The organism is Amycolatopsis coloradensis, from assembly GCF_001953865.1.
GTDB classification, from domain to species: domain Bacteria; phylum Actinomycetota; class Actinomycetes; order Mycobacteriales; family Pseudonocardiaceae; genus Amycolatopsis; species Amycolatopsis coloradensis.
Window position 1 is genome coordinate 604284 of record NZ_MQUQ01000015.1, and the last position, 13210, is coordinate 617493.

At 66.5% G+C, this 13210-nt stretch carries 12 protein-coding genes; 8 read left to right on the forward strand and 4 right to left on the reverse strand.

The annotated features are described in order from the left end of the window. Positions 1-5: 5 nt before the first annotated feature. The 7 genes from nuoL to BS329_RS28560 all read left to right on the forward strand — a co-directional run bounded on the left by nuoL (position 6) and on the right by BS329_RS28560 (position 8628). Complete coding sequence (nuoL, locus tag BS329_RS28530; protein ID WP_076164290.1) at positions 6-1904, forward strand: NADH-quinone oxidoreductase subunit L; 1899 nt, start codon at positions 6-8, stop codon at positions 1902-1904. Then, the gene (locus tag BS329_RS28535) at positions 1904-3454 is read left to right on the forward strand and encodes an NADH-quinone oxidoreductase subunit M (RefSeq protein ID WP_076164291.1); all 1551 of its coding nucleotides are present in this window, start codon (positions 1904-1906) and stop codon (positions 3452-3454) included. The genes nuoL and BS329_RS28535 overlap by 1 nt, the downstream gene beginning before the upstream one ends. Positions 3455-3457: 3 nt before the next feature. Then, positions 3458-5023: an NADH-quinone oxidoreductase subunit NuoN gene (gene nuoN / locus BS329_RS28540; protein WP_076164292.1), complete on the forward strand. Its 1566-nt coding sequence runs from the start codon at positions 3458-3460 to the stop codon at positions 5021-5023. 137 nt (positions 5024-5160) lie between these two features. Continuing rightward, positions 5161-5481, forward strand: a complete 321-nt coding sequence (locus tag BS329_RS28545; RefSeq protein ID WP_076164293.1) for a hypothetical protein — start codon at positions 5161-5163, stop codon at positions 5479-5481. Further along, positions 5481-7100, forward strand: coding sequence for an alpha/beta hydrolase (locus tag BS329_RS28550; protein WP_076164294.1), 1620 nt, complete (start codon positions 5481-5483; stop codon positions 7098-7100). Before BS329_RS28545 ends, BS329_RS28550 begins: the two co-directional genes overlap by 1 nt. Positions 7101-7132: 32 nt before the next feature. Next, on the forward strand, positions 7133-7741 hold the full coding sequence (locus BS329_RS28555; RefSeq protein WP_244197317.1) for a hypothetical protein: 609 nt from the start codon (positions 7133-7135) through the stop codon (positions 7739-7741). Positions 7742-7878: 137 nt separating this feature from the next. Beyond that, a complete protein-coding gene (locus BS329_RS28560) occupies positions 7879-8628 on the forward strand; it encodes a helix-turn-helix domain-containing protein (RefSeq protein ID WP_244197332.1) in 750 nt (249 codons plus the stop codon). On the opposite strand, the gene BS329_RS44720 is transcribed toward BS329_RS28560, so the two are convergent. From BS329_RS44720 to BS329_RS28580, 4 genes are read right to left on the reverse strand one after another with little or no spacing between them, the layout of a single operon-like run. Continuing rightward, positions 8625-9377, reverse strand: coding sequence for an ESX secretion-associated protein EspG (locus tag BS329_RS44720; RefSeq protein WP_076164296.1), 753 nt, complete (start codon positions 9375-9377; stop codon positions 8625-8627). The genes BS329_RS28560 and BS329_RS44720 overlap by 4 nt on opposite strands. A 28-nt stretch (positions 9378-9405) precedes the next feature. Continuing rightward, positions 9406-10716 carry a PPE domain-containing protein gene (locus BS329_RS28570; protein ID WP_076164297.1) on the reverse strand — a complete coding sequence of 437 codons (1311 nt, stop codon included), beginning with the start codon at positions 10714-10716 and terminating at the stop codon, positions 9406-9408. After that, positions 10716-11339: a DUF3558 domain-containing protein gene (locus tag BS329_RS28575; RefSeq protein WP_076164298.1), complete on the reverse strand. Its 624-nt coding sequence runs from the start codon at positions 11337-11339 to the stop codon at positions 10716-10718. Before BS329_RS28575 ends, BS329_RS28570 begins: the two co-directional genes overlap by 1 nt. Continuing rightward, positions 11339-11755: a hypothetical protein gene (locus BS329_RS28580; RefSeq protein WP_076164299.1), complete on the reverse strand. Its 417-nt coding sequence runs from the start codon at positions 11753-11755 to the stop codon at positions 11339-11341. The genes BS329_RS28575 and BS329_RS28580 overlap by 1 nt, the downstream gene beginning before the upstream one ends. Before the next feature lie 335 nt (positions 11756-12090). Here BS329_RS28580 and BS329_RS28585 point away from each other — a divergent pair, with 335 nt between their 5' ends. Further along, positions 12091-13209, forward strand: a complete 1119-nt coding sequence (locus BS329_RS28585; protein WP_244197318.1) for a hypothetical protein — start codon at positions 12091-12093, stop codon at positions 13207-13209. The last annotated feature ends 1 nt before the right edge of the window (position 13210 follow it).

The window sequence follows — 13210 nt, forward strand, 5'->3', positions numbered from 1 at the left end:
CGAGAGTGACCGCATCATCGTGGCTGCTGGTGGCCTTCCCTGCCCTCGGCGCCCTTGTTCTTCTGCTGGCCGGTAAACGCGCCCGCCCTTGGGGACACCTCCTCGGCAGTGCGACCGTCTCACTGTCCTTCGTGTATGGCCTGATCCTCTTCTTCACGGCCGACACGAAGAGCATCGCGGACGTCAAGCTGTTCTCGTGGATCCCGGTCTCGGCGCTGCAGGTCGACTTCGGGCTCCGGATCGACGCGCTGTCGCTGACGTTCGTGCTGCTGATCACCGGCGTCGGCATGCTGATCCACTTCTACTCGATCGGCTACATGGCCTCCGACCGCGACCGGTCGAGGTTCTTCGCGTACCTCAACCTGTTCGTCGCCTCGATGCTGATCCTGGTGCTGGGCAACAGCTTCTTGACGCTGTACCTCGGCTGGGAAGGTGTCGGACTCGCCTCGTACCTGCTCATCGGCTGGTACCAGGACCGCCCGTCCGCGGCCTCCGCGGCGAAGAAGGCGTTCCTGATGAACCGCGTCGGTGACGTCGGGCTCGCGCTGGCGATCTTCCTGATGTTCAAGTACGTCGGGAGCACCGGCTACGCCGAGGTCTTCGGCGCGATCGACAAGATCCCGGCCGGTGCGATCACCGCCATCGCGATCCTCCTGCTGCTGGGCGCCTGCGGTAAATCCGGTCAGTTCCCGTTGCAGGCCTGGCTTCCGGACGCGATGGAGGGCCCGACCCCGGTCTCGGCCCTCATCCACGCGGCGACGATGGTCACCGCCGGCGTCTACCTGGTCGCCCGCGCGCACGAGATCTTCAACGCCACCCCTGACGGCCGGCTGATCGTCACCCTCGTCGGCACGGTCACGCTGCTGATCGGGTGCGTCATCGGGTGCGCGTACGACGACATCAAGAAGGTCCTGGCGTACTCCACGGTCAGCCAGATCGGCTACATGATGCTCGCCGTCGGCCTCGGGCCGATCGCCTACGCGCTCGGCATCATGCACCTGGTGGCGCACGGTTTCTTCAAGGCAGGGCTGTTCCTCGGGGCCGGTTCGGTCATGCACGCCATGAACGACGAGGTCGACATGCGGAAGTACGGCGGACTGCGCAAGCACATGCCGGTCACCTTCTGGACCTTCGCGCTCGGCTACCTCGCCCTGATTGGCATCCCGCCGCTCTCCGGCTTCTTCACCAAGGACGCGATCATCGAAGCGGCCCTGTCCCAGGGCGGCTGGCGCGGCTGGGTGATGGGCGGCGCGGCACTGCTCGGCGCCGGGCTCACCGCGTTCTACATGACGCGCCTGATGGTGATGACCTTCTTCGGCAAGGAACGCTGGAAGGAGATCAAGAGCGGCGACGGCCGCGACTTCCACCCGCACGAGTCTCCCGCGGTGATGAAGTGGCCGATGATCATCCTCGCCGTGGGTTCGATCGGTGCGGGCGCGTTCTTCGCACTCGGCGACAGGTTCGCCGAATGGCTCTCGCCGGTGGTCGGTCCGCTCGAAGAGGGTGGCCACAGCGTCATCCCGCATCTGCTGGTCCCGTTCCTCACCGTGGCGCTGTCCGTGGCCGGTATCGTCGCCGCGTGGCTCTTCGTCGGCCGTAAGGACGTTCCGGTGGAACGTCCCGAGCGGGTCTCGGTCTTGGTCAAGGCCGCGCGCAACGATCTCTACGGCAACACCTTGAACGAGACGCTGGTCGCCCGCCCGGGCACCTGGCTCGCCCGCGCATTGGTCTACGTGGACAACCGCGGGGTCGACGGCGCGGTCAACGGCCTCGCCGCCGCACTCGGTGGCGGATCCGGTCGCCTGCGCCGCCTTCAGACCGGCTTCGTCCGCTCGTACGCACTGTCCATGCTGGGCGGCACATTCCTGCTTCTGGCGGCACTCCTGCTGGTGAGGTTCTCCTGATGACTTGGCTCCTGGCAACCATCCTGGTGCCGCTGGTAGGTGCAGCGGTCGTCGCGGGGATGAAGAAGAACGACAGGTTGGCGACGCTCACCGCGCTCGTGGTGTCCCTCCTGACCTTCCTGCTGGTGATCCCGCTGTGGGCGAGCTATTCGCCGTCCGGGGACCGGATCCAGCAGAAGTCCTCGATGGACTGGATTCCGAACTTCGGCATCCACATCTCCTTCGGCATCGACGGCATCGCGCTGGTGATGATCGCGGTCATCGGCCTGCTGGTACCGATCGTGGTCGGCGCGCTGGGCCTGACCGACAAGCTCCCGGCCGGGCGCTCGGCGGGCGGGTTCCTCTCGCTGATCCTGGTGCAGGAGGCACTGACCATCGCGGTGTTCGCCGCGACCGACGTCTTCCTGTTCTACGTGCTGTTCGAGATCATGCTGATCCCGATGTACTTCCTGATCGGCGGCTACGGCGGCGCGAACCGGCAGTACGCGGCGGTCAAGTTCTTCCTGTACTCGTTCCTCGGCGGCCTGATCATGCTGGCCTCGGCCATCGGGGCGTACTCGCTGGCGTCGGACAAGCTCGGCAAGGGCACCTTCGACTGGGAAACGCTCGTCACGGTCGTCCGCGAAGCCCCGCTGGGCACGCAGATCTGGCTGTTCATCGGGTTCTTCCTCGCGTTCGCGATCAAGGCCCCGCTGGTGCCGTTCCACACCTGGCTGCCGGACGCCGCGGGCCAGGCGCCCATCGGCGTCGCGGTGCTGCTGGTCGGTGTGCTGGACAAGGTCGGCACGTTCGGCTTCCTGCGCTACTGCCTCCCGATGTTCCCGGAGGCCAGCAAGGAACTCGCGCCGTGGGTACTGGTGCTGGCCGTCGCGGGTGTCCTTTACGGCTCGATCCTCGCGGCCGGGCAGCACGACATGAAGCGCTTCATCGCCTACGTGTCGATCGCCCACTTCGGTTTCATCGCGCTGGGCATCTTCACCTTCAACGAGCAGGCGATGGTCGGCTCGGTGTCGTACATGCTCAACCACAGCCTCGCCACCGGGATGCTGATCGTGGTGGTCGGCCTGATCGTGATGCGCGGCGGGTCCACCAAGATCTCCGACTACGGCGGCATGGCGAAGGTGACCCCGCTGCTCGGCGGGATGCTGCTCATCGCCGGTCTGTCCACTTTGTCCCTGCCCGGCACGAACTCCTTTATCAGTGAGTTCCTGGTGCTGCTGGGGTCCTTTGTGGACTACCCGGTGTACACGATCATCGCGACGGTCGGCATGGTGCTGGCCGCGGCGTACGTGCTCTGGCTCTACCAGCGCGTCATGCAGGGTCCCGTCCGCGGTGACGCCCTGATGGGCGCCGGTGGCGGCCCGGGCACGGCTATCGCGCCCGAACTGGGCGCGACCAAGGCGATCAAGGACCTCGGCGGCAGGGAGATCGCGATCCTGGCGCCGATGGTCGTGCTGATCATCGCGCTCGGGTTCTATCCCAAGCCGGTGCTCGACACGATCACCCCGTCGGTGCAGGCGACGATGTCGTCCGTACAGGGAGGCAAGTAAACCGTGCTCTTCTTGACTCAGGCGCCACCCGTGCAGGTGCCGTCGATCGACTACTTCGCCGTCACGCCGATTCTGATCATTCTCGGCGCGGCGTGCGTCAGCGTGTTGTTCGAAGCCTTCCTGCCCAAGCACATGCGGTGGCCTTCGCAGGTCTTCCTGTCCCTGCTCGGGATCGGGGCGGCGGGTGTCTTCCTGGTCTGGTACGCGAGTTCGTCCGCGCCGAAGAGCGGCATCACGACCTTCAGCGGCGCGATCGCCGTCGACCGGCCGTCGCTGTTCCTCTGGGGCACACTGCTGGCGCTGGCGCTCGGCGCGGTGCTGCTGATCGCGGACCGCTCGGTCGAGCCGGGCGGCGCGTTCGTCGCGCAGGCCGGCATCCGGCCCGGCACGCTGCAGGACCGCGCGCAGGTCGGCACCACCGGCATGCAGACCGAGGTCTTCCCACTGACGTTGTTCGCGCTCGGCGGCATGATGTCGTTCGTCGCGGCCAACGACCTGCTGACCATGTTCATCGCCCTCGAGGTGCTGAGCCTGCCGCTGTACCTGATGTGCGGTCTCGCGCGGCGGCGTCGCCTGCTCTCGCAGGAATCCGCGGTCAAGTACTTCCTGCTCGGCGCGTTCTCGTCGGCGTTCTTCCTCTACGGTCTCGCGCTGCTCTACGGCTACGCGAACTCCGTGAAGCTGTCGGACATCGCCAACGCCGCCGCCGGTTCGGACCGGTCGGACACGCTGCTGTTCGCCGGGCTCGGCCTGCTCGCGGTCGGCCTGCTGTTCAAGGGTTCGGTCGGCCCGTTCCACACCTGGACCCCGGACGTCTACCAGGGCGCGCCGACCCCCGTCACCGCGTTCATGGGCGCCTGCACCAAGGTCGCCGCGTTCGGCGGGATCCTGCGGGTGTTCCAGGTGGCGTTCGAATCGACCAGCTGGGAATGGCGCGGCGTGCTGTGGGGCGTCGCGATCATCTCGATGCTGATCGGCGCGGTGCTGGGCCTCACGCAGACCGACGTGAAGCGCATGATCGCCTACTCCTCCATCGCGCACGCCGGGTTCCTGCTCGTGGGTGCGATCGCGATGACCGAGGAAGGCCTGTCGAGCACGCTGTTCTACCTGCTGGCCTACGGCTTCACCACGCTCGCCGCGTTCGGTGTCGTCTCGCTGGTGCGGGACGCGAACGGCGAAGCGACGCACCTGTCCGCGTGGGCGGGGCTGGCGAAGCGGTCTCCGGTGCTGGCCGGGGTGTTCACCTTCCTGCTGCTCGCACTGGCCGGTATCCCGCTGACCAGTGGATTCGTCGGCAAGTTCGTGGTGTTCTCGGCGGCACTGTCCGACGGGATGGCGCCGCTGGTCGTCGTCGCCCTGATCTTCAGCGCCGTCGCCGCGTTCTTCTACCTTCGGGTGATCGTGCTGATGTACTTCTCCGAGCCGTCACCCGACGGCCCGACCGTCACCGTGCCCGGCGCGTTCACCACGACAGCGATCACGCTCGGCGTCATCGTCACGCTGGTGCTCGGGCTGATCCCGGCGTTCGCCCTGGACTGGGCGGGTTCCGGCGGCTTCGCCCTCAAGTAGTTCTTCGCGTGTGAAGGCCCCCTCGCTCTTGTGAGGGGGCCTTCACGCGTATGCGGGTAGTTGGCCCGGTGATGGGTCCGCGAGCGCGCTCCGTGCGTCATAGTGTGGTCACGTTGTCACGCTCGGGGAGGGGTGCGATGTCAGGCGGGTATGAGGTCGTCTTGACGGCGATCGAGTCTTCGGCCGGTGCCGCGAAGCGCGCGGCCGAAGCGGTCCGGCCGACGGATCTCGCGACGGGGTTGACCGGCGTCGCGGCAGGACTGCCCGGCGGGGCCTCGGGTGAAGCGGCCAGGCTGCTCGCCGACGCCTGGGGCCGGGCGGTGCCGACCTGGGTCGAGAACGTCGACGCCTACTCGGCCCAGCTGGACCAAGCCGTGGCGCGATACCGGTCGAACGAGCAGTCCGCGGTCCATGACCTGCGTCCGATGGCCCCCGGCGGTGGGCGGAGGCCGGTCTGATGGTCATGTGGGCCGACGTCCGGCGATGGGATCCGGCCGCCGTGGGGCGGGTCGCCGACGACCTCAACGCGTGGTGCACCCGGCTCATCGGCGCGAACGACGACGTCGAGGCGATGGCGCGGTTCGACGGCTGGACCGGCGACGCGTCCGTCGCCGCCTCGACGCGGGGAAACTCGCTGATCACCACCGCGGAACAGCTGGTCGCGCAGGCGTCCGCTGTCCGCCGTGGCGCCCATGAAGTACAGATCGCGCTCGAGCGGATCACCGCGTTCGTCCGGGAGACCGAAGACCTCGCCTACCGTCATGGGCTGACGATCGGCGACGGTTGTGTGGTGCCCATCCACGGCCAGCCGCCGCTCGCGCCAGAGGTGCTGGCGATCCGTCAGCGGGTTCAGGCGGAGATCGCGGACAAGGTCGAGCAGATCCTGCGCCGGGCGACGGACGTGGACGCGGATTTCGCCGCGATCATGACCAGGGCGATGCGCGGCGAGATCAGCGAACAGGGCGTCGGCACCCTCGCCCAAGCCGCCGACGTCGGTGCCGCGCAGAGCGGACTGTCGATCATCGGCCCGCCCGAAGGCGGCACGCCGAGCGACAACAAGGCGTGGTGGGACAGCCTGTCCGACACGGCGAAGGTCGCCTTGCTGCAGAACGCGCCGGACCTGATCCGCAACCTGGACGGTGTCCCCGCGGTCGATCGAGACTCGGCCAACCGTGCGGTGTTGCAGCGGGAGATCGACCGCCTGCAAAGCGAAGCGACCGAAGTGTCACGTGCCAATCCGAACGATCCCCGAACGCCGAACCAGGGCGATTGGCCGGGAAAGGAGAAACTGGACGAGATCGCGGCGAAGCTGGAGGGCCTGCGGGCCATTCAGAACCGGCTGAATCATCCTTCACCGGGTGACCAACAGGCTTTTCTGCTCGGACTGGACGTCGGCGGCGACGGTAAAGCGATCATTTCGGCGGGTAATCCTGACAAGACGGTTAACGTCGCCACTTACGTTCCGGGTACTAGTGCGGACCTGGCGGAGATCAGCGGTGAAATGGTCCGCTCGGACCGGATGGTGGAAGCTGCGATGCGAGTGGGCTCACCATCGACCGCTGTGATCTCGTGGGTCGGCTACGACGCACCGGACGATGTCATGCCGAACGCGATGAGTGAGAGCTATGCGGACAACGCGAAGAAGGACCTCGACCGTTTCCAGGACGGCTTGCGGGCCACGCACGAAGGAACCCCCTCGCACAACACGGTGATCGGGCACAGCTACGGCACGACCGTGATCGGGCATGCCGCGCGTGACGAGCACTTGGCAGTCGACGACATCGTGTTCGTCGCGAGTCCTGGTGTCGGGGTCAACCAAGCGGAAGAACTCGGCCTCCCAGTGGACCGGGTTCATGCGACCGTGGACCCAAAGGATCCAATCCAGCTGGTCCCGATCCACGGGATCGAGCCTCAGCATTTCGAGGGCGCGGATGTGTTCGCTTCGGGACAGCTGAACACACCACCACCGTCTTCATGGGAGGGATACGACGAAGCGGCACATTCGAAGTACTGGGATCCTGAGAACAGGGCACTGATCAACATGGGGCGGATCATCGCCGGTAAGCCCACTTCCTGACTGGATCGGACACCATGCGGTACTCGATGACAATGGCGGCATTCGCGATGCTGGTCACGCTGGTGGCCGGTTGCTCAGGAGGGAGTGACATGAAGCCGACGATGACCATCAAGCAAGCCAATCAGAGGGTCGAGGACCACTTGACCCGAGTGCGGGAGGCTTTGCCAGTCGAAGCCCATTACGAATTGAAGCGTGCCGAGGAGCAAGGTCCATGCCTTGATCCGACGGATGGCGGACCGAACAAACGAGTCGTCGCGAATCGAAGCTACGAAGTCCTCGGTTTGCCCAAGGAGAACATTCCGTCGTACTTCACCGCGGTGAAGGCCTGGGCGGGTACTCATGACTTTCGGGTCCTGGACAATAATCCGCCCAACGAGTATCTGTGGCTCGAGAACAATACTGATTCCTTTCGGATGGCGATGCAGGCGAACGACTTGGGCAAGTTGTATCTGATCGCCTCATCGCCCTGTGTCTGGCCGGATGGAACCCCCGTGCCAGAAGCCGCAGCACTGGAAGCTCCGGCGCAGGAAATCGTCGCGCAGCCCGTGACACCGCCGGTTCAGAAGCCGCGTAAGACCCGTCCGCCCGTTGACGACGAGGACTTCGCGCAGACCGATTGGACCGACGAAGACACCTATTGAGTAGGCGAATTGCCGTCGTGCACGTGGCAAGGTCGCTCGCCTGAAGAAGGGGAGCGATGCCGAAACCGAAGCCCACGCCGCTGGTTCGAGGACTTGCCGACGGCCTCCGCGCAGCGCGGAAGATTAGCAGGCTGGCGATGACTGAAGTGGCCGACAAACTGGCGTGGTCCCAGCCAACGATAAGCCGGATCGAAACCGGCGTGCGCTTGGCATCTGCCGAAGAAGTGTCTGCCTTGCTCGCGGTCTACCAAGTCACCGGAGAACACCGGGACGCGCTGCTCGAGATGGCTCGCGACGTCGACCGGCCGAGTTGGTTCGAAACTCGTCAGAGCGGTGTGCCGTGTCAGGTGAGGACCCTTGCACAGTACGAGAAAGAAGCCACCAGGATCATCGAGTGCAGCACAACGATGATGCCCTGCCTGCTGCAAACGCCGTCTTATGCGAGGGTCGCGCTTGTCGCTGTCGGCGCATCCACCGCGGAGATCGAAGCGTCGGCGGAGGCGCGGCTGGAACGTCAGAAGGTGCTGGGCCGAAAGAAACTGATCGCCTACCTTGATGAGGGCGCCTTGCGGAGGCAGATCGGTGGCGTGCGGATCATGGCGAACCAGCTTCGGCACCTCGTCTCGATGGCGCAACGGCCGTCCGTCGAGCTCCGGGTGTTCCCTTTCGACGTCGGTGGACACCCGGGGATGAGCGGCGCCTACGCCCTGCTCGATTTCGCGGACGGCCCGCCGGTGGTGCGGCTGGAACACCAGCGGTCGGGTGTCTTCCTGCACCGGGCGGCCGATGTCGAGCCCTATGTGCAGGCGACACTGCGGTCGAACGCTGTGGCGCTAAGTTCGGCGCGATCGGTGCGCCTGATCGAGAGCCTGATGCCGTCCGGCTAGTGGTCGAGGCTCGCCCGCAACGCGGCGACCTTCTGTGCCAGCAACGTGGGTTCGCCGGGCAGGACGGTGATGTACCGGTTCCGGGGCGAACCGGTCACGTGCATGGCCACCCGTCCTGCGTCGAGGTCGAGGTATGTCAGGCCGTCGACGGCCTCGGCGCGCCTTCCCCCGTCAGGGCGTTTGGCCGCGGCGAAGAACCCGACGCCGAAGTACGGCTGGTCGAAGACCTCGTCCAAACGACGCGCGTCCCGGCTTCGTGACTCGGGTTCGTCGTAGAGGTCGTTCCCGGCGTCGAGCTTGAAGTCGTCCTGGGGCAACGAGAACGGAGCGAACCGCGCCGGCGGATACTCGGGCAGGTTCATCACGAGGGCCGCCGCGCGGTCGGTGGTCCGCACGCCCTTCAGCCACACTCTGCTTCCCTCGCAGATCGCGGTCACCGCGGCACGCCCGCGGACGGCGACGAGCACGCCGTACTGCTCGGTTTCCGTCCGCACGGTCGCGTAGTACTCGGTGTTCGGCCGGTCGAGTACGTGCAGGACGTCCTCGAAGTCGCTGGTCAACCGCTTGCCCTCGGTGAACCCGAGCCCGCCGAGCTCCTCGAACGCCGCCCGGTCTTCGCCGTTTCGCGACGACGGCGGGATGTAGCGCAGGCCGCCCGCGAAGATCAGATGCGGATCTCCGCAACCGGCGTGACGGAACGCGGTCAACAACGTGTCGAGCGTGATCTCGACCGGGCGCGCGAGCACCACGTGTCTCCCTCCCCTGGGAACTGTGGCGCTAGCTCTTCTTCTCGCCGATCACCGGCGGCGTCGGCTTCTCGGTGTAGCCGCCGAAGGTCTCGTCCGGATCCGGGTTCTGGAGGTACGCAGGGGCCTTCTTCTCCTTGTCCTCCTCGCCTTTCCCACGGCCGGCGCCAGGCGCCATCGGCATCCCGTTCGCGCCGCCACGACCGGCGGCACCCGCCGTTCCCGCCGTGCCACGGCCACCGACACCTTCACCTGGCGTCCCTGCGCCGCTTCGGCCACCCATCCCGGGCTGCCCGGAACCGCCGGGGCCTCCGGGAACACCGCCTCGGAACCCGCCGCCGGGCACGCCGGGCGATTTGCCGCCGGTTCCCGGGCTGGCGAGACCGGGGCCGTTCGGTCCGCTTGTTCCCGGGCCGAACGGGCCGTACCCAGGTGGGAGCGTGCCGGGCGGGTTGTAGCCGGTGGGCGGCCTGCCGTTGGGCCCGAAGTCGAGGTTCGCCGCCGGCGGTACGACCGGCGTGGTCTGGGGTGGCGTGTACGAGGTCGCGCGTGTGCCGTCGTCGGGCTGCTGGTGCTGTGTGCCCGGGTCCTGCTGGTACTGGCCCGGCTGGGGGCCTTGCCCGGGCTGCGGGCCGCTGTCGGCGGGGCCGCCCTGGCCAGGCTCCGGCGCATAGGCGCCCGGCCCGTTCGGTCCGCTGGGCCCGTTCGGCCCACTCGTGCCGCGATAGGGCTCGCCGATGCCGGGATCGCGCCCGTCCGCGCCGTCGCCGAATCCCTTGGCCGCCGGTTTCCCGGAGCCGCCGTCGTCCAGGGTGACACTGCCGCCAGGGTCGGTGAGCTGCGCGTACTGGGCAGGCAGCTCGTCGCCGTTCGAAGTGCTGGCCGAGTGGTAGGTCGCGAAGGTGTCGATGTTGTGCTGGCTGTCGGCCTGGTAGCCCTTGAGCTTGTCGAAGTAGCCGACAGGCTTGCCTGCCATCAGGTCGAGCGCGTCCTGAGCTGTGGGCTGGGGCTGCTCCGGCGGCACCGGCTTGACCGAGTTCTTCGCCGACCCGAACGCATCCATCTGCGAGGTGATGGCGCTCTGGGCGCGGGCGAGGTGCATGGCGTCGTCCATCGACGCCTCGACGAGCGGCTTGGTCGCGTCCACGGCCGCGTTGCTAGCCCCGCCCTGCCAACCTGCGGTCGTCCTCTGGCTGAGCGCCGTGATCCGCTGCATGCGCTCGTGGTGCCGTTTGGTCAGGTTGTAGGCGCCTTGCTGCGCGTCGGAGAGCGAGCCGGTGCCTTCGCCTCCGGTGACCTGCTCGTAAATCTGGGCGGCGGTGAGCGGTCCTTCGGCGACCATCAGTTGCCTCCGCGGATGGTGGTCAGGACTCTGATCGCAGCTTCGCGGGCTGCGTCGCAGGGGTCCTTCTTGCCGATGTTGGCTTCGGACAGTTCGGCGACGATGCCGACGGTTTCGGTGTCGCTCGCCCCTAGCGCAACCGAGCACTTGCCTGAAGGGCGTTCGTCTTTCGTGCCGTAGGCGGTCAGGGGGTGGCCGTCAACAGGCGCGAGCGGTTCGACAAGTTTGTAAGCCCCGCCCTTCGCTTTGTAGACACTTGCTGTGCCCCCATCTGGGGTCCTGCCGAAGATCACGTCTACCAACGGGCGAGAGGTCGCCGGAATGGACCACATGCAAGAAGGCCCTGCTGCACCGTCCATGCTCTCCTTGGGGGATGCGCCGGACCCAAGAAGTTCTCCAGCCTGTTTTTCGGTGAGAGCGTTGCAGGGTGCTCGCTTGACCTGGGTCAGGGTTAGGGGAGTGGCTACTTTGGGGACGTCTGGACCAGGCGCCTGATCAGACGAGCTTGATGGGCTTGGACTCGCTCCGCCGCTCGTGGGCGTAGGGGTGCCGTTGGTGGTCGGGGGCGAGCACGCGGAGAGCGCTAGCGCGGTGGCACCGATGAGGAGTATGGAGCGTCGCATCAGAGGATGCCCTTCGGCTGTTGATCGATGACTGCGGCGGCGTGTTCTTCCGCGGTGGCGTATTTGCCGAGCGCGGTCACGTACTTGTTCGCCATGTTCTCGCAGTAGGCGATGCGCAGATTCAGGGCGTCCGTGAGGGCTGTGCCGGAATGCCGGGTGACGTTGGCGTTGTTCCCGCTGGCGTACTCCTGTCCTGGGGGCTTCGCCTTTGCCAGGTACTCCGCTTGATTCAGGTCGACTTTGTACTCCTTGGCCAGTTCATGCCACTCCGCCGCAAGTTCGTGAAGGGTCGCCTCGTCGTACTTGAACCCCGCGCCCTCCGCGACCGGAGCCCCATAGGAGCCGCCGGTCGGTGGGGCCTTGCAGATCGAGTCCGGGTTGAACCCCGGTTGGTAAACAGGTGCTCCCTCAGGCATGGCCATGCACCCCTGGCACCGCGAATCGATCCCCGCTGAATGGGCGAGCCCGCCCCGAAGTCACCGTCGTCATGCGCCCCTCCCGTGGCTACAAGGCGCGTCTCCCCGATGCACCCTGCGTAATCCGACGCCGGGAAGATTACCAGGGTTCCCGAGGCGCGGAACCCGTCTGCATAAAGTCCCGCTCCCCGCTGAATGGCGTCAGCGACTCTGGTAACTATCCGTGAAAACCGTTCGTGTGAATGCGACTCGGGGAACAGGGTTCTACCTGGTAGTCGACACGCTGACTTTGCATACTCTGCGTAATGAAGTTCCGAAGAGTGATTCTTGGCGCAGTGCTCATCGGCCTGGTAGCGGCGTGTACGGATTCCGTGGATACACCCCCGCCGCGACCACAGTTTCCGAAATGGCACCCGCAACAACCGCGTCCCGCCGATCGTGACGAACAGGCTGTCGGTGCCGCGCTGACCGCCCTCGATTTCTGCGAGCTGATCGACCTTGCGGCCTATGACCGCAGAAAGGCTGGCGACACACGGCCCGTCACGCGCGAACCCAAGGTGAGGGACGGCAGGAAGACGTGCACGCTCCTCCGCGACGGCTACGAAGCCCTCGTCTACGTCCAGGACATGGATCCGAGTCACGCGTGGCTCCGGAACGACGGCGCCGTGGTTGACCTCGGTGGTGTCAAGGCCTACCAGGTCGAAACCCGTCGCGACGGCGGTGTCAGCGGCTGCGCGATCACTGTCCCGGTCAGCTTTCAGCGCGCGATCGGTTTTGAACTTGGGCCCCAGAGCCGGAGCAAAGACTGCGGACTCCTTCGCGATTTCGCCACCGCCGGCGCCGCGAAGCTCTCTCGCGATCTCGTCTACCCACCGGACGGTCAGGACAGCGGTCGCGTCGGCGCCTGCGCGGACTGGGTATCCACCAGCAAGGGCGAGAACTGCGACCCGGCCGTCGACGCACAGGTGCCCACAGGTGCCGAGCTGGTCCTCGCTGCCGGGGCGGCCGATCCGAACGTCGAATGCGCGGTGTTCCGCGAGGCGGTCAAGAAGACCTTCGGCCCGGGCTTCGAACCGATCGCCACACCGGGCTCCTGCTACTTCGTCGAACCACAGCACCGGCTCCAGATCGAGGCCGGGGCCACTGCGAACGGCGGCGCGCCGGGGCAGTGGCTCGCGGATCCGAACAAGACCTACAAGGACCATCACCAGACATCGTTCAGCGGCAATCCGGGTGTCACGTTCCGCTCGACGGACGACCGCGAGTTCTCTCTCTACGTTTCGCCGCTTGGGAGCTTGGACGCTGTAGGGCACGTCCGGCTGACGATCACACCTGAACGGGAACGCGGGATCGACGACTGGGACCGGTCGAAGGCGGTCACCGCCGTGGACGTCGCCAAGGCACGGGCTGTGATGGAACTGGCGATGGCGACCCACTTTCGGACGGCCAGGTGAC

What these genes read in the sequence shown, in the direction of transcription:
- BS329_RS28580 (WP_076164299.1), bottom strand. Translation starts at nt 11,755, where the DNA reads ATGCCTGAGGGAGCACCTGTTTACCAACCGGGGTTCAACCCGGACTCG.
- BS329_RS28560 (WP_244197332.1), top strand. Translation starts at nt 7,879, where the DNA reads ATGACTGAAGTGGCCGACAAACTGGCGTGGTCCCAGCCAACGATAAGC.
- BS329_RS28575 (WP_076164298.1), bottom strand. Translation starts at nt 11,339, where the DNA reads ATGCGACGCTCCATACTCCTCATCGGTGCCACCGCGCTAGCGCTCTCC.
- BS329_RS28545 (WP_076164293.1), top strand. Translation starts at nt 5,161, where the DNA reads ATGTCAGGCGGGTATGAGGTCGTCTTGACGGCGATCGAGTCTTCGGCC.
- BS329_RS28550 (WP_076164294.1), top strand. Translation starts at nt 5,481, where the DNA reads ATGGTCATGTGGGCCGACGTCCGGCGATGGGATCCGGCCGCCGTGGGG.
- BS329_RS28555 (WP_244197317.1), top strand. Translation starts at nt 7,133, where the DNA reads ATGGCGGCATTCGCGATGCTGGTCACGCTGGTGGCCGGTTGCTCAGGA.
- BS329_RS28535 (WP_076164291.1), top strand. Translation starts at nt 1,904, where the DNA reads ATGACTTGGCTCCTGGCAACCATCCTGGTGCCGCTGGTAGGTGCAGCG.
- BS329_RS28570 (WP_076164297.1), bottom strand. Translation starts at nt 10,716, where the DNA reads ATGGTCGCCGAAGGACCGCTCACCGCCGCCCAGATTTACGAGCAGGTC.